General features: G+C 69.6%; 20 protein-coding genes. 7 read left to right on the top strand and 13 right to left on the bottom strand.

Annotation, left to right across the window (positions count from 1 at the left end):
* Positions 1 to 95: 95 nt before the first annotated feature.
* Positions 96 to 1,175 carry an SDR family oxidoreductase gene (locus ACQG07_RS18310; protein ID WP_426739052.1) on the bottom strand — a complete coding sequence of 360 codons (1,080 nt, stop codon included), beginning with the start codon at positions 1,173 to 1,175 and terminating at the stop codon, positions 96 to 98.
* 172 nt (positions 1,176 to 1,347) lie between these two features.
* Entirely contained in the window at positions 1,348 to 2,325 is a 978-nt protein-coding gene (locus ACQG07_RS18305) for a phosphodiesterase (RefSeq protein ID WP_426739051.1), read from the bottom strand.
* 140 nt (positions 2,326 to 2,465) lie between these two features.
* Between ACQG07_RS18305 and ACQG07_RS18300 the strand changes: the two genes are divergently transcribed.
* Entirely contained in the window at positions 2,466 to 3,245 is a 780-nt protein-coding gene (locus tag ACQG07_RS18300) for a DUF1353 domain-containing protein (protein ID WP_426739050.1), read from the top strand.
* Between the two features lie 94 nt (positions 3,246 to 3,339).
* Here ACQG07_RS18300 and ACQG07_RS18295 read toward each other — a convergent pair whose 3' ends face one another.
* Genes ACQG07_RS18295 through ACQG07_RS18275 form a run of 5 tightly spaced genes read right to left on the bottom strand, consistent with a single transcriptional unit; the run spans position 3,340 to position 8,494 of the window.
* A complete protein-coding gene (locus ACQG07_RS18295) occupies positions 3,340 to 4,119 on the bottom strand; it encodes an ABC transporter ATP-binding protein (protein WP_079003721.1) in 780 nt (259 codons plus the stop codon).
* Complete coding sequence (locus ACQG07_RS18290) at positions 4,116 to 4,937, bottom strand: ABC transporter ATP-binding protein (RefSeq protein WP_274498834.1); 822 nt, start codon at positions 4,935 to 4,937, stop codon at positions 4,116 to 4,118. The genes ACQG07_RS18295 and ACQG07_RS18290 overlap by 4 nt, the downstream gene beginning before the upstream one ends.
* Before the next feature lie 38 nt (positions 4,938 to 4,975).
* Positions 4,976 to 5,857 carry an ABC transporter permease gene (locus ACQG07_RS18285; RefSeq protein WP_079704282.1) on the bottom strand — a complete coding sequence of 294 codons (882 nt, stop codon included), beginning with the start codon at positions 5,855 to 5,857 and terminating at the stop codon, positions 4,976 to 4,978.
* Entirely contained in the window at positions 5,854 to 6,927 is a 1,074-nt protein-coding gene (locus ACQG07_RS18280) for an ABC transporter permease (RefSeq protein ID WP_228501403.1), read from the bottom strand. Before ACQG07_RS18280 ends, ACQG07_RS18285 begins: the two co-directional genes overlap by 4 nt.
* A complete protein-coding gene (locus tag ACQG07_RS18275) occupies positions 6,911 to 8,494 on the bottom strand; it encodes an ABC transporter substrate-binding protein (protein ID WP_197977346.1) in 1,584 nt (527 codons plus the stop codon). The genes ACQG07_RS18280 and ACQG07_RS18275 overlap by 17 nt, the downstream gene beginning before the upstream one ends.
* Before the next feature lie 174 nt (positions 8,495 to 8,668).
* On the opposite strand from ACQG07_RS18275, the gene ACQG07_RS18270 reads away from it, so the two are divergent.
* Complete coding sequence (locus tag ACQG07_RS18270) at positions 8,669 to 9,229, top strand: Lrp/AsnC family transcriptional regulator (RefSeq protein ID WP_079003723.1); 561 nt, start codon at positions 8,669 to 8,671, stop codon at positions 9,227 to 9,229.
* 33 nt (positions 9,230 to 9,262) lie between these two features.
* On the opposite strand, the gene ACQG07_RS18265 is transcribed toward ACQG07_RS18270, so the two are convergent.
* Complete coding sequence (locus ACQG07_RS18265) at positions 9,263 to 9,646, bottom strand: hypothetical protein (protein ID WP_274498835.1); 384 nt, start codon at positions 9,644 to 9,646, stop codon at positions 9,263 to 9,265.
* Between the two features lie 181 nt (positions 9,647 to 9,827).
* Here ACQG07_RS18265 and ACQG07_RS18260 point away from each other — a divergent pair, with 181 nt between their 5' ends.
* Together ACQG07_RS18260 and ACQG07_RS18255 are read left to right on the top strand one after the other, a co-directional pair.
* Positions 9,828 to 11,240: an aminopeptidase P family protein gene (locus tag ACQG07_RS18260; RefSeq protein WP_426739049.1), complete on the top strand. Its 1,413-nt coding sequence runs from the start codon at positions 9,828 to 9,830 to the stop codon at positions 11,238 to 11,240.
* Positions 11,241 to 11,372: 132 nt separating this feature from the next.
* Positions 11,373 to 12,851: a SulP family inorganic anion transporter gene (locus tag ACQG07_RS18255; protein WP_426739079.1), complete on the top strand. Its 1,479-nt coding sequence runs from the start codon at positions 11,373 to 11,375 to the stop codon at positions 12,849 to 12,851.
* Between the two features lie 21 nt (positions 12,852 to 12,872).
* On the opposite strand, the gene ACQG07_RS18250 is transcribed toward ACQG07_RS18255, so the two are convergent.
* Positions 12,873 to 13,217 carry a type II toxin-antitoxin system PemK/MazF family toxin gene (locus tag ACQG07_RS18250; protein ID WP_274498837.1) on the bottom strand — a complete coding sequence of 115 codons (345 nt, stop codon included), beginning with the start codon at positions 13,215 to 13,217 and terminating at the stop codon, positions 12,873 to 12,875.
* Entirely contained in the window at positions 13,214 to 13,471 is a 258-nt protein-coding gene (locus tag ACQG07_RS18245) for a CopG family ribbon-helix-helix protein (RefSeq protein WP_426739048.1), read from the bottom strand. Before ACQG07_RS18245 ends, ACQG07_RS18250 begins: the two co-directional genes overlap by 4 nt.
* A 201-nt stretch (positions 13,472 to 13,672) precedes the next feature.
* Here ACQG07_RS18245 and ACQG07_RS18240 point away from each other — a divergent pair, with 201 nt between their 5' ends.
* Positions 13,673 to 14,758, top strand: a complete 1,086-nt coding sequence (locus ACQG07_RS18240; RefSeq protein WP_079704288.1) for an NYN domain-containing protein — start codon at positions 13,673 to 13,675, stop codon at positions 14,756 to 14,758.
* A gap of 91 nt (positions 14,759 to 14,849) precedes the next feature.
* Here the strand turns inward: ACQG07_RS18240 and ACQG07_RS18235 are convergent, their stop codons facing one another.
* Positions 14,850 to 16,133: a M18 family aminopeptidase gene (locus ACQG07_RS18235; protein ID WP_426739047.1), complete on the bottom strand. Its 1,284-nt coding sequence runs from the start codon at positions 16,131 to 16,133 to the stop codon at positions 14,850 to 14,852.
* A gap of 63 nt (positions 16,134 to 16,196) precedes the next feature.
* Between ACQG07_RS18235 and ACQG07_RS18230 the strand changes: the two genes are divergently transcribed.
* Entirely contained in the window at positions 16,197 to 17,561 is a 1,365-nt protein-coding gene (locus ACQG07_RS18230) for an LssY C-terminal domain-containing protein (protein ID WP_426739046.1), read from the top strand.
* Complete coding sequence (locus ACQG07_RS18225; protein ID WP_426739045.1) at positions 17,558 to 18,055, top strand: DUF2809 domain-containing protein; 498 nt, start codon at positions 17,558 to 17,560, stop codon at positions 18,053 to 18,055. The genes ACQG07_RS18230 and ACQG07_RS18225 overlap by 4 nt, the downstream gene beginning before the upstream one ends.
* Positions 18,056 to 18,063: 8 nt before the next feature.
* Here ACQG07_RS18225 and ACQG07_RS18220 read toward each other — a convergent pair whose 3' ends face one another.
* Entirely contained in the window at positions 18,064 to 19,281 is a 1,218-nt protein-coding gene (locus ACQG07_RS18220) for a DUF429 domain-containing protein (RefSeq protein WP_426739044.1), read from the bottom strand.
* Between the two features lie 125 nt (positions 19,282 to 19,406).
* Positions 19,407 to 19,649: PDZ domain-containing protein (locus ACQG07_RS18215; RefSeq protein WP_426739043.1), on the bottom strand; the 243-nt coding region annotated here is incomplete at its 5' end.

The following is a 19,649-nucleotide window of genomic DNA, read 5'->3' as shown; positions in this document are numbered from 1 at the left end:
CAGGCTCAGGGACCGAGACGGCCACCGCCCTTCGACAGGCTCAGGGACCGTACGGGTGCCCAGGGACCGGAAGGGCGCCCGGGGACCGGGGCCGGTCAGGGGACGATGCGCTCCGCGCGGAGGCGGTCGAAGATCGCGATGAAGGCGTCCAGCGTCCGCCGGTAGCCGGTGAAGCCGGCGAGTCGGCTCTTGCTCATGTCGGTGACGACCTCGATGTCCCGGCCGAGATCGCCGTCGGTGTGCCACCACGACGCCACGCGGGAGAGGTCGGCCTCGACGAGACCGTGTTCGGCCACCAGCTCGGCCCAGGTGCCCTCGGCGCCCGCCATCTGCTGCTCGAGCGGACGAGGCTCGGTGTCGAAACCCTGCGGCTCGACGCCGAGGTGCGCAGCCAGTCGCGGCCACATCCAGCGCCAGCGGAAGACGTCGCCGTTGACGATGTTGAACGCCTCGTCCGCACCGGCCGGTGAGGTCGCAGCCCAGAGCATCTGCTCGGCGAGGAGTCCGGCGTCGGTCATGTCGGTGAGGCCGTTCCACTGGGTCTCGGAACCGGGGAACACGAACGGTCGGTCGAGCCGCTTGCAGAGCGCCGCCTGCACCGCGAGCGTGGACGCCATGTTCATCGCGTTGCCGACCGCATGTCCGATCACGGTGTGGGAGCGGTGTACCGACCAGGTGAACCCCGCTCGCGCAGCCGCGGCGAAGAGCTCGTCCTCCTGCTCGTAGTAGAAGTTGGGCGTGTCGAGTCGGTCCTCGTCCTCGTGGAACGGGGTGTCGGGCATCTCGCCCGCCGCATAGGCCTCGAACGGGCCGAGGTAGTGCTTCAGGCCGGTGACCAGGGCGACGTGCTGAACGGGCTCGGCGGAGAGGGCTGCCAGCAGGTCGCGGACCATGCCGCCGTTGACCCGGATGTTCTCGGCCTCGGTGTCCTGACGTGACCAGGCGGTGAAGAACACGTGGGTGACGCCGGTGCCGCCGAGGGCGCGCGCGAGGTCGTCCGCGTCCCGGAGGTCGGCCGCGACGTGCTCGACCTGCGGGTGGGCCGCCGGCGCTCGGCGAGCGAGGGCGAGGATCCGCCAGCCACCGTCAGCGAGGAGCTGCGACACGATCGCGGAACCGGTGATGCCGCTGGCGCCGACGACGAGTGCGGTGCGGGGTGCTTCTGGGGAGGTCATCCGTCCACGATAGGCGCGTCGGACCGGGGAGGCTCCCGGAACGGCGGACCCGCCGGGCTGCGGCCCTTCGACAGGCTCAGGGAGCGGGGCAAGGCGACGCCCTTCGACAGGCTCAGGGAGCGGGGGAAGTTCAGGGACCGGAGGCGAGCTCAGGGACCGGGGAGGTGCAGCCCTAGACGAGGACGCCGATCGGCATCGTCAGCGGCGGCTCCGGCTGCACCGACACCGTGTCCGACAGGGGCAGCTCGATGCCGTCGCGAGCGAGCAGGCGTGCACTCTCCTCGGCGTCGATGTAGTGCAGCGGCGGGGTCTCACCCAGCGGCACCACCGAGTGCAGGACCGTCTTGCCGTAGACATGGACGAGGTTGAACGCCCGCGCGCCGTCGCGACCACGCGTCCCGCCGACGGGCACGTTGAGGTCCTGCGTGTAGCACGTGGCCGAGGCGACCGACACCGGGATGCCCGCGAACGTCGCGGTCGACGAGTAGTGCAGGTGACCGGCGATGATGCTCCGGACGTCGGATCCCTCGAGCACTTCGGCGAGCTTCGCCTGATCCCGGAGCTCGACGCTCACGGCGAGGTCGAGCACACTCGGGACGGGCGGGTGGTGCATCGCGAGGATCGTGCCGTGAGGCGCCTTCGTCGAGAGTTCCTCGGCGAGCCAGTCGAGCTGCTCGTCCGAGATCTCGCCGTGGTGGTGACCGGGCACGCTCGAGTCGAGGGTGATGACGCGGAGGCCGTTGACGTCGTAGACGCGGTCGACCGGGCGGGTGGTCGGCACCTCACCGAACAGCCCGGCCCGGAACGCCTGGCGGTCGTCGTGGTTGCCCATCACCCAGATGATCTGCGATCCGAGGCGCTCGGCGACCGGCTCGACGATCGAGCGGATGCGGTCGTACGCGTCGGGTTCGCCCTTGTCGGCGAGATCACCCGTGAAGACGATCGCTTCGGGCCGACCGCCGGACGCCTCGAACTCGGCGAACAGGCGACGCAGATGCGTCTCGCTGTCGACGCTGTCGTAGAGGCTCCCCCCGCCGGCGAGGAGGTGCGTGTCGCTCACATGGAGCAGGAAGTGATCGGGCCTCGGGTACTCGGCCGTGCGAAGACTCACGTGACAACTCTCGTTCGAGCGATGCTCTCCGAACCGCATCGCAGCTGTTTGACCATCTGACCAGACTCGGTTGAACGGCAACGGAACGCCACGCTACGACGCGGGAAACTCGTGAGCAAGGTCACGAGCCGACATCCAGGGGACTCACACCTGACGGTGGGCTGCGGGAGGATGTCCGCATGCCCTACCTCGACGACGATGAGCAGCCGCTGCAGCGGATCGATCTGGCGCAGATCCCCCCGACCGGACGCCGGTTCCGGCTCGAACGGCGGATCGGGTTCCAGGAGCACGCCCCTGACGGTCCCGTCGTGTGGGCACCGGCGTCCGACGGCGGGCACGACGGCGGGCACGACGGCGGCCGCACGGAGGGATGGACCGACCTCGCGTCCGTCCCGGGCGTCCTGTGGAGCTTCATCGGCAGCTACGGCCGGCAGTCCGCGCCGGCCGTCGTGCACGACCACCGGGCGCTCCTCGCACACGGGCTCCCGGCGGACCAAGCACTCGAGCAGCGGTTCGAGGACGATCGACAGTTCCGCGTCGGACTCCGCCAGCAGCGGGTGCCGCTCCTCCGGGCCTGGCTCATGTGGGCGGTCGTGTCGGTCGAGCGGTACGTCAGGCACGCTCCAGGCATCGCCGCCGTACTGATCGGGCAGTCGGTCCTCGGGGTCCTGGCCGTCTGGGTCGCGACGATCGGACTCGTCACGCCCGTGCTCGGCGCTCCGACGCCCGGGTGGCTCGGTCTCGCGATGGCACCCGCGGTCCTCGCCGTGTGCTGGCGGGAGGAACGGAGACTCCTCGTCTGGTTGCCGTACGCCGGTGCGCTCCTCGGACCGCTCCTCCTCGTCCAGCTCGCGGCGGTCGGCGCGTTCCGCCTCCTCGAACTGCTCGTCCGGGAGACGATCGACCGCCCGTTCATCGACGACTCCCCCGGCCCGGTCGGCCCGCCGACCCTCCGCTGACCGGTTCCCTGACTCAGGAACGCCTCGGCGTGTCGAGCGCGGGGGACCCGACACGCCGAGGCGCTCCTGAGACAGGGACGGAGCAGGGGTCCGGCTAGGCGCCGGGGAGGGTGCCGAGTCCGTCGACGACCGGGATCGCCGCGAGGAGCCGCTGCGTGTAGGCGTCCTGCGGGTCGGACCAGACGCGGTCGACCGGACCGTGCTCGACGATGCGACCGGCGCTCATGACCGCCACGTCGTCCGCGATGACCCGCACGACGGACAGGTCGTGGCTGATGAACAGGAGCGCCGCGCCGGTCTCGACCGCGAGCTTCCGCATGAGCTTCGCCACCCGTGCCTGCAGGGAGGCGTCGAGCGACGCGATCGGCTCGTCACCGATGAGCAGCTCGGGGCCCGCCGCGATGGCCCGGGCGATCGCGATGCGCTGCCGCTGGCCGCCCGAGAACTGGTGCGGGTAGCGGGTGCGGCTGGCGGCGTCGAGTTCGACGTGCTCGAGCAGCTGACCGACGTCCCACGCGTCGCGCACCGGGTTGACCCGGAGGCCGTCCTCGATCTGACTCCCGACCGTGCGGCGCGGGTTCAGCGAGGCGTACGGGTTCTGGAAGACCATCTGGATCCGCAGCAGCTCCGGTGCGCGCTTCCGGAGACCCAGCTTGCCGATCGGCGTCCCGTTGAACGTGATCGCGCCACCCGAGGTCGGTTCCAGCCCGCAGACCGCTCGCGCGAGGGTCGACTTGCCGCAGCCCGACTCCCCCACCAGGCCGAGCACCTGTCGCGGCTCGAGGTCGAAGCTCACGCCGTCGACCGCGTTCAGCGTGCCGCGACCGGGCAGCTTGTACGTCACGTGGACGTCGTCGAGGTGCAGCAGCGTCATGACGCCGCCTCCGTTCCCGTGTCGGGCAGCGCGTCGATGAGCGCCTTGGTGTACTCGTGCTGCGGATCGGTGATGACCTGGTACCGGCTGCCGTGCTCGACGATCTCGCCGAGCCGCATGACCGCGATCGTGTCGGCGAGCGCCGACATCACTCCGAGGTCGTGGGTGACGAGGATGATCGCGATCCCGAGCTCGTCGCACAGCTTCCGCAGCAGGCGGAGGATGCCGGCCTGAACGGTGACGTCGAGCGCTGTCGTCGGTTCGTCGGCGATGAGCACGGACGGCTCGCACATGAGCGCCGATGCGATCGCGATGCGCTGCAGCTGCCCGCCCGAGAACTGGTGCGGGTACTTGCGCAGCGCCGCCTCCGGGTTCGGGACGGCGACGAGTCCGAGCATCTCCAGCGCCCGCGCGTGGGCGGCCGCCTTCGAGGCTCCCGTGTGGTGCCGGTAGTGGTCGACGAGCTGGGCCTCGACCGTGAGCATGGGGTGCAGGCTCGCGGTCGGGTCCTGGAAGATCATCGCGATCTCCGTGCCGCGGTACCGGTTCATGGTGCGCTGCTTGAGCCCGACGAGTTCGGTACCGTCGAAGCGGATGCTGCCACCGAGGTCAGCGCCGGCCGGCAGGAGCCCGCAGATCGCGAGTCCGGTCATGGTCTTTCCGGACCCCGACTCACCGGCCAGCCCGGTGATGCGACCGGCGGGGACCTCGAGGTCGATGCCGCGGAGGATCTGCTTCGTGGCTGCGCCGCGACCGAAGCCGAGCGTGAGCCCCTCGATCACGATCCCGCCACCGCTGCCGCCTGCTGACTGCGTCATGTCGCGTCCTTTCGGGTCGCTCGCACCGCGTGCGCCGCTCACAGCGCGCGCCCCTGGACGGCTTCCTGCGACCGGGGGTCGAGGGCGTCGCGGAGGGCGTCGCCGAGGAAGTTGAAGGCGAGCACCACCGTGAGGATTGCGAGTCCCGGGAAGACCGCGATCCACCAGGAGGAGAAGTTCTGCACCCCGTCGGACACCATCGCCCCCCAGTCCGGCGTCGGCGGGACGGCACCGAGGCCGAGGAACGAGAGACCCGACAGCAGCAGGATGGCCGTACCGACGTCGAGTGTGGCGAGCACGACGACCGGCGACACGACGTTCGGCAGGATGTCCTTGCCGAGCGAGGTGAACGGCCCGTTGCCGAGCAGACGACCGGCGATGACGTACTCGGCACCCCTGGCTCCGATGACGAGTGAACGCGTCACTCGGGCGTAGGCCGGCCACGACACGATGAGCATCGCGATGACGGCGTTCGTGAGGCTCGGGCCGAGCGCAGCCGCGATGACCATCGCGAGGATGATCGTCGGGAACGCGAACACGAGGTCCGCGATCCGCATGATGGTCTCGTCGAGGGCCTTGCCGAAGTAGCCGGCGATCGCCCCGAGCAGCGAACCGATGAGCATCGCGAAGATCACGAGCATGAGGGCGAGCGGGATCGAGACCTGCGCGCCGCTGACGACCCGGGACAGGACGTCGCGACCCACCTGGTCGGTGCCGAACCAGTGCGCGGCACTCGGGGCCTGCAGTCGGTCGAAGTCCTGGGCGAGCGGGTCGAACGGCCGGATCCACGGCGCGAGCACCGCGACGAGCAGCCAGAAGAGCACGATGACACCACCCGCGACAGCGAGCGGGGTGCGCAGCTGCTTCGAGATGCGGAGGCGGCCCTTGCGCTTGGTCTGGACGGCGAGGACGTCGGTCATGCCACCCTCACTCTCGGGTCGATGAAGCCGTACAGCACGTCGACCAGGAAGTTCAGGCCGATGTACACGAAGCCGACGATGAGCCCGACGCCCATGATCGCGGGCAGGTCGAGTTTGGTCGCCGCGGAGTACGCGTACTCGCCGAGGCCGTGCCACGAGTACACCTTCTCGACGAGGACCGTCCCGGACAGTAGCGACCCGAAGGCGACGCCGAGCACGGTGATGATGGGGACGAGCGCCCCGCGGAGCACGTACCGGGTCACGACGACGTGGCCGGGAAGGCCCTTCGCCCGTGCTGCGCGCACGTAGTCGAGGTCGAGCACCTCGAGGATCGCCGACCGTGCGAACCGGGTGAGCAGGCCGATCGTGTAGAGCGCCAGGACCGAGGCGGGCAGGATCAGGTGGGCGATGGCGTCGCCGAAGGTCGACCACTGGCCGGCGAGCAACGCGTCGATCGTGTACATCCCGGTGACCTTCGGCGGCGGGATCGCCGCGGGCGAGAGCCGCCCGGAGCCCGGGAACCAGTGCAGCTGGGAGAAGAACACGAAGTAGACGACGAGTGCGAGCCAGAACGACGGCACCGAGATGCCGATGAGGCTCACGACCCGGATGACCTGGTCGGTGATCGTCTTGCGTCGCAGCGCGGCCCACATGCCGAGACCGACGCCGATGATGATCGAGATGACGATGGCGGTGAGCGCCAGTTCGGCCGTGGCCGGGAAGGCGCGACCGAGTTCGTCCGCGACGGCGCCGCGGGTCTGCTGCGAGGTCCCGAGGTCACCCTGGAACAGGTTCGCGACGTAGGTGACGTACTGGACGGGCAGTGGCTTGTCGAGGCCGGCGCTCTCGCGGAACTGCGCGACGATCGTCGGATCAGCTGCGGCCTGCTCACCGAGCGCCGCCTGCACGGGGTCCGCGGGGACGAGGTTGGTCAGCGTGAAGGTGACGAGCGTCACCCCGAACATCAGGAGGACCGTGAGTCCGAGCCGGATGCCGAGGTAGCGCGCGAGCGGGTGGAGACCCGCTCGCGCGCTGGACGTCGTCGGTGCGACGCTACTTGATTCCGGCAAGATCGACGGTCCACGTCGGGTTCAGCGGAACCTCGGTGATCGTGGTCGCGGTGACCACGTTCTGCGCCGGCTGCAGGAGCGGGATGAACGGCCCGCTCGCGTTCTGCGCCTTCTGGAGGTCCTGGTACGCGGCGGCACGGGCGTCCGTGTCGGTCGCGGCGAGCGCCGCGTTCGCGAGGTCGGTCACGGTCGGATCGGCGCCTGCCGGCCAGCCCGCGCGGAGGCCGACGAGCTCGCCCGGCGTGAACGCGAGGTAGTTCGACGGGTCCGGGAAGTCCGGGCCCCAGTACCAGAGACCCACGGTCTCCTTGCCATCGCGGTAGGCGTCCAGCTCGGTGGCGACCGGAGCCGGGGCGAGCGTGATGGTGATGCCGACCGACTTCAGCTGCGCCTGGACCGACTCGGCGATGCTCTGGAGCGAGAGCCCCTGCACCGTGATGTCGTTCGGGAAGTTCAGCGTGACGGCTTCGCCGGCGTAACCGGACTCCTTGAGAGCCGCCTTCGCCGCATCGGCGTCGAACTGGTTGCCGTCGGCGGCGTCGAGCGCACCGTTGAAGATCGAGGGGATGAAGCCACCGGGACGGACGGAACCGTCGCCGGCGAGGTCGACGATCTTGTCGTAGTCGATGCCGAGCTTGACGGCCTCGAGGAACTTGGGGTTGCTCGTGATGTCGCTGATCGCGGGGTCCTGGTTGAGCATGAGGAAGATCATGTAGCGCGAGGGGTTCGCGATGATCTTCACCTTCGAGTCGTCGAGCTCGGAGACCTGGTCGGGGTTGAGATCGAGGGCGACCTGCGAGTCACCGGCCTCGACGTTGAGCTTCTGGGTCGGGCCCTGCACGTTGCGGAGGACGACGCGCTCGTACGCGGGCTTGGTCCCCGTGTACTCGGGGTTCGCCGTGAAAACGACCTGCGAGGCGGCGTCGAAGGACTCGAGCTTGTACGGGCCGGAGCCAGCGGAGGTGGTGTTGAGGAACGACTCGGCCGCGTCGTCGGCGGTCGCGCTGCCACCGTTCTCCTCGACGACCTTCTTGTTCACGACGCCGAGGGCCGGGTTCGGCAGGATGAACGGGAGGGCCGGGTTCGGCGTCGCCGAGGTGAGCGTGAGGGTCGTGTCCGAGGTCTTCTCGATCGTGACGCCGTCGAGCAGGAAGGACGGGTTGCCCTTCACGCCCTGGACGCGCTGCAGCGAGAACACCGCGTCGTCGACGGTCACGTCGGAGCCGTCGGAGAACTTCTTGCCGTCCTTCATCGTGAGGGTCATCACCGTGTTGTCGGCGTTCATCTCGTAGCTCGCGAGGCCGTCGACGGGGGCGGTGACGTCGTCGCCCTTGAACGTGAGGAGGGTCTCGTAGAGCGCCTTCGCGACGATCGAGCCGGTGGTCTCGTACTCGCGGTTCGGGTCGGCGGTCTTGAGGTCGAAGGACGCGTCGACGACGAGCGACTTGCCCGCACTGTCATCGGAGCCACCTGAGGGGGAGCAGGCGCTGAGCGCGAGGCCGGCGGCGAGGGCGAGGCCGAGGGCCGCCATGCCGCGCCGGCTCGTGCGGCTGAAGGATCGTGACAAGGTGGAGCTCCTTATCTGGTTGGAGGGATGAGCTGAAAGTAGTGCGATACGCGATCATTCGTCAATCCACAAGCCGTTACCAAAGAAGAATTGTCTCGATTTCGCGGCGAATCTGCCATATCCTCTCAATCGACCGCCAGGACCACCGCTGAATCTGGACGTTTGGAGCAATCGATGCAACTCGACGACACCCACATCCGCATGTTGGAGCTGCTCCGGGAGGACGGGCGGGCTTCGGTCGCCGCACTCGCGGAGGAGCTCGGGATCTCCCGCTCGAACGCTTACTCGCGCTACGAGGCGATGCTCCGCGCCGGCGTCCTGAAGGGGGTCCACGCGGAGATCGAGCCGGCCACGGTCGGGCTCGGTGTCGCGGCGATGGTCTTCATCACGCTGCGCCAGAGCCAGTGGGCGGACTTCCGGGCGCGGCTGTCCTCGGTCCCGGAGCTCGAGTACTTCGCCGTCACGACCGGCGAGCACGACGCGATGATGCTGATCCGGGCCCCCGATGTGGCGGCGATCCACGAACTGGTCGCCACCCGGCTCGCACAGTGGCCGTCCATCAAGGCGACGACGACCGTCTTCCTCATGGACGAGGAGCGGTCGAACGTGTCGCTCCGCATGACGAGGTCCGAACGCACGAGCGTCGAGGACTCCGGCGAGCGCTTCGGCATGACGCGATTCGTCCGCACGAGCGACGAGCGCGCCCAGCGGGTGCCGGAGCGACGCGGACGCTGACCGGGCGACGGTGGCGTGCCCGTCCTGACCGGCTCAGGCGGCGGCGATCTCCCGACAGACGCTGACGTGGGACTGGCCGTCCGGGCCGATGAAGTCCTCGGTGAGGATGAACGAGCCGTCCTCGGCGCGGGAGATGATCGAGCTCGCTTCGCCGCGCGTCGTCAGGTCGCCGGCACGGTTGCGGTGCACGAACGAGATGTCGATGCGTTCGCCGGTGCGCACCCCGCAGAACCGTCCGACGGAGACGGTGTCGCCGACGTATTCGCCCCACAGCACGCCGTGCGTCTCGTGGTAGACGAATCGCGTGGGTGCGTCGGCGTCGACGACGCTCGCGGACGACGACACCATGTCGAACACCTTCGCATCGAGGTTGAAATCGAGCGTGGCACTGGTGCCGGTGTCGGCGGTTCCTGTCATGCCGTCATTCTGCGGAGGCGTCCGAACAGGTGTCAACCTGCCGACGATCCGTCCATCCCGTCCATCACCTGAGCCGGTCGGACAGGACGAAACGCCGGATCTGACGACACCGACGAGATGTTCCGCTGGCTCCAGGCGTCGCAGCTTGACGGCGTCCACCGCGGGTGGCTTACTGATCTCCATGTGTCCAGACAGCCTGCAGTTCCGCGACCCCCGCACCCAGCCGCTCCCCCGGGACGACGCGTTCCGCGAGTACCTCGCGACGGGCTGGGGTGCGGTGGACCGCTCCGTCGACCTCGCCGAGGGTGCCGGCGCAGCCGCCGGGCGTCACCGCGACGTCGTCAGCGCGCAGTTCCCCGGCCAGTGGCTCGTGGTCACCGCGGGACGCGCCGTGACGCGCGCGAACGACACCGAGTTCCCGTTCCGGCCCGACAGCGACTTCGTGTGGCTCACCTCCTGTCAGGCGGAGGGCGCCGTCCTCGTCATGCGGCCGACCGCCGGTGGGCACGACGCGACGCTGTACCTCGCCGAGCCCGTCGGTCCCGGCGAGGAGGCGTTCTACGCCGACGCCATGCGCGGCGAGCTCTGGATCGGCCCGTCCGCCGGACTCCCCCAGTGGGCGGAGGCGCTCGGCATCGAGGTCCGCTCGCTCGAGGCGCTGGACGAGTCCCTCGCCCTCGTACCCGCCGACGCGCTCCGCGCAGGCGCCCCGGAGCCCAGGGTCGACGGTCGATTCGCGGCGTCGCGAGCGCTCCTCATCGCCCTGTCCGCCGCGAAGCTCATCAAGGACGACTGGGAGATCGCGCAGCTCCGCGCCGCCGTGGACGCCACGGTCGGCGGGTTCCGCTCGGTCGTGCGCGAACTGCCCGCCGCCATCGAGTTCGGCGGAGAACGCTGGTTGCAGTCGACCTTCGAGCGCCACGCCCGCACCTTCGGCAACGGTGTCGGGTACTCGACAATCATCGGCAGCGGACCGCATGCTCCCACGCTGCACTGGACGCGCTGCGACGGTCCGGTCCTCCCCGAGCATCTCATCCTCATGGACGCCGGTGTCGAAGCCCGCTCGTTGTACACCGCCGACGTCACGAGGACCTTCCCCGCGAGCGGGTCCTACACCGCGGCCCAGCGCGAGGTCCACGACCACGTCGAGCGGGCCCACCGCGCCGCGATGTCGGAGGTGGGCCCCGGCCGGTCGTTCATCGACATGCGGAACACGGCCTACGAGCAGATCGCCACGAGCCTCCGCGACCTCGGCATCCTGCAGGTGTCGGTCGACGAGGCGATGTCGCCGAACGGCCAGCAGCACCGCCGCTACCTGCCGAGCGGCACCGGCCACCATCTCGGACTCGACGTGCACGACTGCGCCCGCATCGGCGACGAGCGGTACCTCGACGAGCCGTTGCAGCCGGGCGCCGTCCTGACGGTCGAACCGGGCCTCTACTTCCACGCGAACGACCTCACCGTGCCGCCGGAGCTGCGCGGTATCGGCGTCCGGATCGAGGACGACCTGCTCGTGACCGCCACCGGCCACGAGGTCCTCTCCGCAGCACTCCCGATCAGCGCGGACGGTCTCGAGGCATGGTTGCGGAGCTGACCGACGGTTCGCAACTCAGGACGGTCGTCGCTGTGTCGCGACGCGCCCCTCCGGCGCCAGCAGCGACACGCCGGGGGCGTCCTGCGTTGTGAACGCGCCTAGGCTTGCACGGTGAGTCAGCCCGACGCCCCCATGCGCACCGCCGTCCGCCCGAGCCCCGGCGTCCTCGCGACCCTGCGGAACCCCAGGGCCTTCAGTGTCGAGATCCTCGCCGGGATCGTGACGACGCTGGCGCTCATCCCCGAGGTCATCTCCTTCTCGATCATCGCCGGCGTCGACCCGAAGGTCAGCCTCATCGCCTCCGTCGTGCTCGCCATCTCGATGTCGATCCTCGGCGGGCGTCCGGCGATGATCACGGCCGCCGCGGGAGCCGTCGCCCTCGTCGTCGCGCCGCTCGTCAAGGAACACGGCGTGGAGTACCTGCTCCCCGCCGTCATCCTCGCGGGCCTCATCCAGATCGTGTTCGGCGTCACCGGTCTCTCCCGGCTCATGCGGTTCATCCCCCGCTCGGTGATGATCGGGTTCGTCAACGCGCTCGGCATCCTCATCTTCGTCGCCCAGGTCCCCCACCTGCTCGGCGTCCCGTGGCTCGTCTACCCGCTGTTCGTCATCACGGTGCTGATCGTCCTGCTGCTCCCCAAGCTCACCACCGCGGTGCCGGCGCCACTCGTCGCCATCGTCGTCGTCACCGCGATCACGATGATCGCGCGCGCCGCCGTGCCGACCGTCGGCGACCAGGGCGACGTCTCCGGCGGCCTCCCCGGCCTGACCGCGCTGCTCGTGCCGCTGAACCTCGAGACGCTCGGCATCATCTGGCCGACCGCGCTGAGCGTCGCGTTCGTGGGGCTCATGGAGACCCTCCTCACAGCGAAACTCGTCGACGACATCACCGACACGACGTCGTCGAAGGGGCGCGAGTCGTGGGCCCTCGGCGTCGCCAACATCCTGGCCGGTTGGTACGGCGGGATCGCCGGCTGCGCGATGATCGGTCAGACGGTCGTGAACGTCAAACTGGGCCGAGCTCGGACGAGGATCTCCACATTCGTCGCCGGCGTCTTCCTCCTGCTGCTCGTGACCGCGCTCAGCCCGGTGATGGCGCAGATCCCGATGGTCGCGCTGGCCGCCGTGATGATGATCGTCGCCATCAAGACCGTCGACTGGCACAGCGTGCGCCCGGCGACCCTGCGACGGATGCCGATCCCCGAGACGGTCGTGATGGTGGTGACCGTCTCGGTGGTCGTCATCACACACAACCTCGCGATCGGCGTCGCTGCAGGAGCCGTCCTCGCGATGGTGCTCTTCGCGCGGCGCGTGGCCCACGTGATCCGCGTCCGCCGGGTCCTCACGGACGACGCCGCCTCCGTCCGCTACAGCGTCATCGGCCCCCTGTTCTTCGGCAGTAGCAACGACCTGGTCGAGCAGTTCGACTACGCCGCCGATCCTGCGGAAGTCGTCGTCGACTTCACCGCCTCGCAGATCTGGGACGCCTCGAGCGTCGCCGTCCTCGACGCCGTGCAGGAGAAGTACGCCGCACACGGCAAGCAGGTCGTATTCACCGGACTCGACGAACGCAGCTCGGCGTTCCACGGAAAGCTCACCGGCCACCTCTGAGCCGATCGCTCCGGCACCACCTCAGAGGTGCAGCACTCGCCGGAGCCCCGCGTCCAGATCCAGTGACAGGGTGACGGGAACCCTTCCGGCGGCCGGACCGAGGTCGTCCTCATCGAGGGTGAGCAGCTGCGTGGTGTTCACGACCGAGTCCTTCGGCAGGCCGGAAGCCGTCGCAGGGAGGAAAACGTTGCCCGGGAGCTCGGCGAGCGCCGTGTTCGACGTGACGACCGCGACGATCACGGTCCGGAGTGCGCTCCGCGTGTAGGCGTCATGTTGGACGACGACGACCGGGCGCCGACCGGCGGGCGCACTCCCCCGTTCGCGAGGGCCGAGATCGACCCACCGGATGTCACCGCGGCGGATCACCAATCGTTTCCGGCAGTGAGTTCGGCAAGGCGGTCGCGTCCGGCCGCGGCGACGCCCCGTGCTTCCTCCGCTGAAGCGACTCCCGCACGCCGCAGCGCGGTGTCCACTGCGTCAATGAGACCGGCGGCATCGGTCTCGTCGAGATACCGACTCGCCGCCGCCGCGAAGAATTCGGACCGGTTGACACCGAGCTCGGCGGCGCGAGCCTCGACGCGGGTGAACAGTTCATCAGGCAACGAGATGGCGGTCTTCACAGGTGAGAGTATAACCGGGTATAACTTGGGTTGCGCCCCTGGGCTGAAGATGTCGACGGCGTGACTGGGCATGCGACCACGGTACGCAGCCCAGGTCGGTCACGGCCTGGCCGGCGCAGCAGCGGTGGAGAGGAGCCCCGCAAGCCGGGCTGTGGAGGACTGAAGTCGCCGATTCGCGGGCCACCAGAGGATGATGGAGTCATGGCAGAAACCGGAACGCCCAGAGTCGCGGTCTACATCGACTTCGACAACATCGTCATCTCGCGCTACAACCAGCTCTACGGGAAGGCGGCGTTCAGCCGGGATCGCGCGCGGTCCCACGTGCCCTCCGCCGCACCCGAAGGCGACGAGATCTCCGAGCGCCTGCAGGCCGCTCGCGTCGACGTGGGCGCCATCCTCGACTACACCTCGTCGTTCGGGAACATCGTCATCAGCCGTTCCTACGCCGACTGGTCCGAGCCGGTCAACTCCGCGTATCAGAAGGACCTCGTGGACCGCGCGGTCGACCTGACGCAGATGTTCCCCACGACGAAGGCGATGAAGAACGGTGCCGACATCCGCCTCGCCGTCGACGTCGTCGAGGACCTCTTCCGCCTCCCCGACCTCACGCACATCGTGATCGTCGCAGGCGACTCGGACTACATCTCCCTCGCGCAGCGCTGCCGACGCCTCGGACGCCACGTGATCGGGATCGGTGTCGCCGGTGCGACGAGTCGTGCGCTCATGGCGGCGTGTGACGAGTTCTCCGACTACGACGACATCCCCGGGATCGTCCGGCCGGTCGTCACGCGCACGCCCCGGACCCCTGCCGCCGTCGAGAGCACGGCGGAGGTCTCCCCGGAGGAGGCGCCGAAGTCCGCGCCCAAGTCCGGCGGGCGTCGTCGCGCCTCGTCCGGGTCCACGCCGACGGCCGAAGCGCCGGTCGCCCAGACACCTCCCCGCATCGGCGGCCTCTTCACTGAACCGGTCTTCAGCCACCGCGACGCCGACGACCTGGACGACACCGACGAGGAGACCGCGGACCCCTCCGGCCCCGACGCACAGCGTGCGGCGACCGAGCTCCTCGTGCGGGCGCTCCGCCTCGTGCACGCGAAGAACGACGACGAGGACTGGCTGCTGAACGCCGAGGTGAAGAACCAGATGATCCGCATGGATCCGGCGTTCAAGGAGAAGCCGCTCGGCTACCGCTCGTTCAGCGACTTCATCAACTCGCGCTCCGACCTCGTCGAGGTGAACCCGGACGCGAGCCCCGACGGACGTCGTCTGCGACTGCGCGAACTGGGCTGAGCCCGGCCCGGTAGCAGGAGATCAGCGCCGGAGCAGGACCGTCCGCCTTCGGGCGTCCTGCTCCCGCGCGGATCTCCTGCTGCGGCGCGGCTCAGGCGCCCCGGAAGAACGCCTGGACCGCTGCGCTCAGAGCGGTCGGATCGTCAATGTGGCACAGCTCGCGGGCGGAGTGCATCGACAGCAGCGGCGTCCCGACGTCGACCGTCCGGATGCCGAGCCGCGTCGCGGTGAGCGGGCCGATGGTCGAGCCGCACGGCACCGTGTTGTTCGACACGAAGTCCTGTGAGGCCACACCTGCGGCGGCGCAGCTCCGGGCCCACAGTGCGGCCCCGAGGGCGTCGGTGGCGTAACGCTGGTTCGCGTTGATCTTGAGCAGTGGCCCGCCACCGGCGATCGGACGGTTGGCCGGGTCGTGGCGCTCCGGGTAGTTCGGGTGGATCGCGTGGCCGGCGTCCGCTGACAGGCACCAGGAGGCCGCATAGGCCTGGAGCCGTTCGGACGTCGTCGCGCCCAGCGATGCGCCGATGCGGGTGAGGACGTCGTCGAGGAACGGACCGCTGGCGCCGGACGTCGAGGCCGAACCGAGCTCCTCGTGGTCGAAGGCGGCGAAGACCGTGATGTGTCCGGCGTCGTCCGTCGCTCCCCCGTCGCTCGCGGCCAGCAACGCCGCGAGTCCCGCGTGGACCGAGGTCAGGTTGTCCATGCGTCCGGCGGCGAACAGCTGACCGTCGAGACCGAATCGCCGAGGCTCCTGGGTGTCGGCGACGAGCACGTCGTACCCGGCGATCGCGGTGGGGTCGACACCTGCGATCGTCGCCAGGTGCGCGAGCACGTCGGCGTGGGCGAGGTCGCCGACCCCGTACACCGGCTGCAGGTGGCGCTGGCGATCGAGGACGAGGCCGTCGTTGACACCTCGATCGAGGTGCACGGCGAGCTGCGGGATGCGCAGGAACGGGCCGGTCCGGACGAGGTGCACGGTGCCGTCGAGCGTCACCAGGCGTCCGGCGAGTTCGAGCTCGCGGTCGAGCCAGGAGTTGAGGAGCGGTCCCCCGTAGACCTCCACGCCGGCCTGCAGCCACCCGTGAGCGCCGGTCGTCGGCTTCGGCTTGAGTTTGAAGCTCGGCGAGTCGGTATGCGAGCCGAGGATGCGGAACGGCGTCGTGGCGTGGGCCTGCTCGGGCTGCACCCAGGCGATCACCGCGCCCTCGCGTTCGACGAAGAACCGGCCGGCGCCGCCGTCCCAGGACTCGGTCTCGAGCCGCCGGGTGAAGCCGGCCGCCGTGAGGCGCTGAGCACTCTCCGCGACCGCGTGATACGAGGTGGGCGAGGCGACGATGAAGTCGGCGAGGTCGGTGATGTGGGCGACGGAGTCCATCCCACCATCCTCCCACCACCCACGCACCCGGCACGTGGATGCACCAGGCCCTACCCTGGACGGGTGACGAAGACCCGCAGCGACCTCATCGGGCCCGCAAGCGGCCTGTCCGAGGATCGTCGCGGACGGATCGCACGCATCGTCGACGGTTGGTTCTTCGCCTTCGGCACGGCTGCGGCCGTCTTCCTGGCGTACGTGCTGCTCACCGAGGCGTTCGCGCGCGGGTGGGCCCAAGCCTGGTTCATCCTCGTCATCTACCTCGTCATCGCCTACCTCATCCTCCCCCGCCTGCACACCGTGCTGTCGCGCGTCTACCTGCCCGACTACTTCATCGGACGCACTCGCACGCGCGAGGGCATCCTCGGTGATCCCGTGAACCTCGGCCTCCGTGGTCGGGAGGAGCAGATCCACATGGCGATGCTCTCGGCGGGCTGGACGCTCGCCGACGACCTCGGCCTGCGCGCGAACCTCCGGATCGTGACCTCGACGCTGACCAGGCGCAGCTACTCCGAGGCACCCGTCTCGTCGCTCTACCTGTTCGGTCGTCCCCAGGCGTTCTGCTACCAGCAGCAGGTCGACGGCAGTCCGGGGAAGCGGCACCACGTCCGGTTCTGGCCGACCCCCGAGGGCTGGCTGCTCCCGGGCGGCTACCAGGCGGATTGGCTGGCCGCCGGGACGTACGACCGATCGGTCGGCATCAGCGTCTTCACCCTGCAGGTGACCCATCGGATCGCCGACGACGTCGACGACGAACGCGATCACATCGTCGCGTCGATCGCGGCCGCGGACCTCGGGGCGTCGACGTCCGTGATCGACAACTTCTCCACCGGCTACCACTCGCGGAACGGCGGAGGCGACGCGATCGTCACCGACGGCGACCTGCCGATCATCGATCTCAGCGCCGTGGTCGTGCCCCCGGCGGCGACCCTGCCGGCCGCCGACGCTCCCCCGACGCGCTCCCTCATCCGGGCCGGCGACCCGCGGCCCTTGGACACCACTGTCGGCGTGGTCCTCATGGTCGTCGCGGCGCTGTCCACCGTGCTCTCCGGCGCCCTCCTGGTCTCCGATTGGAAGCAGGTCATCTCGGAGGCCCGCGCGACAGCCGCTACGGCTGACGACGTCGTCCTCATCCCGTGGGTGGTCGGGGCCGTGCTGGCCCTGTCGGCCGTGGTGACGCTCTGCTACCTCGTCCTCGCCTGGCGGGTCCATCGGGGAGGCAACCTCGCGCGCCTGCTCGCCATGACCTTCAGCTCGACGTCCATCGCCACCCTCGCCGCGAGCTATGTCGCCGGCGCCGGCGGACTGACGCTGCAGACCAACCTGATCGGCTTCGCGGTCGACTGTTCCATCATCCTCGCCCTCTCCGGAACCGAGGCCCGCGACTGGGCCCGTGGGCGACAACGACGCACCCGGAGGACGAAAGCATGACCGACGCACCCGACCAGACGGACGAGGGACCACGCCCCGCCACCTCGCTCAAGCGCGCGCTGCTCCTCGGCGCAGCCATCATCACGATCGTGGCCGGGCTGACGGTGCACTGGTCGGTGGCGGCAGCCTGGGCGAACCCCGTGACCAACGCGCTGTACACGGTCCTCGTCGCGCTCCTCCTGGCCTTCGCCGCCCCACGGCGTCCGCTGTGGCAGATCGCCCTCGGCGCGTTCGTCTTCTCGGCGGCGATCGAGTGCTTCCAGGCCACGGGCGCGCCGGCCGCACTCGCCGACCAGTGGCCGCCCTCGGCACTCGTGCTCGGCACGACGTTCATCCCCACGGACTTCATCTCCTACGCCCTGGGCGCGGCGGCGTTCCTGTTCCTGTCGCTCGCCGTGTCGCTGCTGATCCGCTGGGTTCGCAACGACATCCTCGAGCGACGCGCACGCGCGGACCGGGAGACACGGCGCCGATCGGGCTCAGGACCCGCCTGACGGGTACCCTAGCCGCGAGTCGTCTCCCCGTACTGGACGTGCTCGAGGTCGAAGACGGCCTCCGCCAACGCCGACCTCGCCGCTTCGAATTCGACATCGTCGGGGTGGCCCACCACCCGTGCGTGCTCGAGGTGCCAGGTGGCACTGCGCAGGAGATCGACGGTCGTCGGAGCGGGGGAGGGGGCTCGCGTCGAGGCCGCGGGTGACGCGTCGGCGTTCGCCGCTCCGCCGGGGACGAACTCGATCGTATTCGATTCCTGTGGAGCCTCGGGCTGAGCGTATTCCTTCTTCTTCATATGTCCTTCATCGAGATCGGGGTTCGTTGTGGTTTGCCGGGAGATCGGCTCCACTGGCAGCGAAGATGCCTGTTGTGGAGCCGAAGTGATATATGCCGAGATGGGAATGTCCGGTTTCGAGCGCTGTTCGGGTCGCGCCATCGCGAGGAGCGTCGGAACACGCCCACGGTCGTCCGGAGCATCCGAGGCACCGAGGACCTGGAACCGTTCCAGCCCCCAACGGGACCAAGCGGATGCCGTCCACGCGCAGATGGCCGCATCGATGAGGTCCTCGCGGTGCTTGTGCGCCGATTCCTTCAGCGGCGACGGTTCCGCGACGAGGAGCGCCGTCACCGGGTGGGTGTCGAGGTCGAGTGGCGGAGTCGCCGAGGTCAGCGCCTGCAGGCGCGAGACGAGGTCGTCGCAGACCTCCGCGCGGCGTCGCCGTCGCTCGGCGACGGGGAGACCGGGGTCGAGGCGTTTGTAGCGGGGCCGCGCATCCGGGTACCCGAACTCCTCGGCACCCACCAACGTGGTGTGGGGATAGGCCTCGAAGAACACGACGGCATCCGCCGCGGGCGTGCTCAGTCCGTCGAAGTACTGGAACCCCGCCGCCTCCAGCGCAGAGAAGAGCGCGACACCACCGAGCGCGGGCAGGGCGAGGTTCGACGGGTAGGCCGAGACCTGCCAGCGCCCGTACCGCTGCCCGACCTCACGTTCACAGAGACGCATGCCGGTCTCGTTCTGGACCAGCAGCGGGGCGTCGACCGCGATCACGGAGCCCGGTGAGGCGGTGGCGACGATCCAGGCGACGACGGCGTCGATCCCCACGGCCCACCCGGCCTCGATGACGGTCCCGGTCTCGTCGATGCACACCAGTCCCGACTCGTTCGCCGCGCGGGAGCCGGTCCCCTCGCCCCAGGCGAGGTCGACTCCGAGGAAGCGGGTCACGAGCGGTTCCTTCCGGTGGACGCGGCGAGGCACCGCCTCCCGAGCCTACTGGGCAGACGTCGACGACTCCTCGGATCCGGCGGCGGGCCGGAGGTGAGGAGTCGTCGAGCGTCCCGAGCGCGCGATCAGCCGACCGGGCCCTCGATCAGCGTCACGTCCGCGGTCTGGGAGGTCCCACTCGCCGTGGTCCAGGTGACGGAGACCGTCTGACCGGGCTCGAGCGTCGCCATGGTCGCCGTCAGGGTCTGAGCGGAATCGATGGCGACACCGTTGAGGCCGGTGATGACATCGCCGGCTGCGAGGCCGATCGACGCCGCCGGCGTGTTCTCGATCACCGAACCGACCACGGCACCCGGCACGGTCTGGGC

The sequence above is a fragment of the Plantibacter sp. 2H11-2 genome (assembly GCF_050031945.1).
In the GTDB taxonomy this organism is placed as follows: Bacteria; Actinomycetota; Actinomycetes; order Actinomycetales; family Microbacteriaceae; genus Plantibacter; species Plantibacter auratus.
The sequence above is the reverse complement of the archived record's forward strand: the minus strand, read 5'-3'. Positions and strand labels throughout refer to the sequence as shown.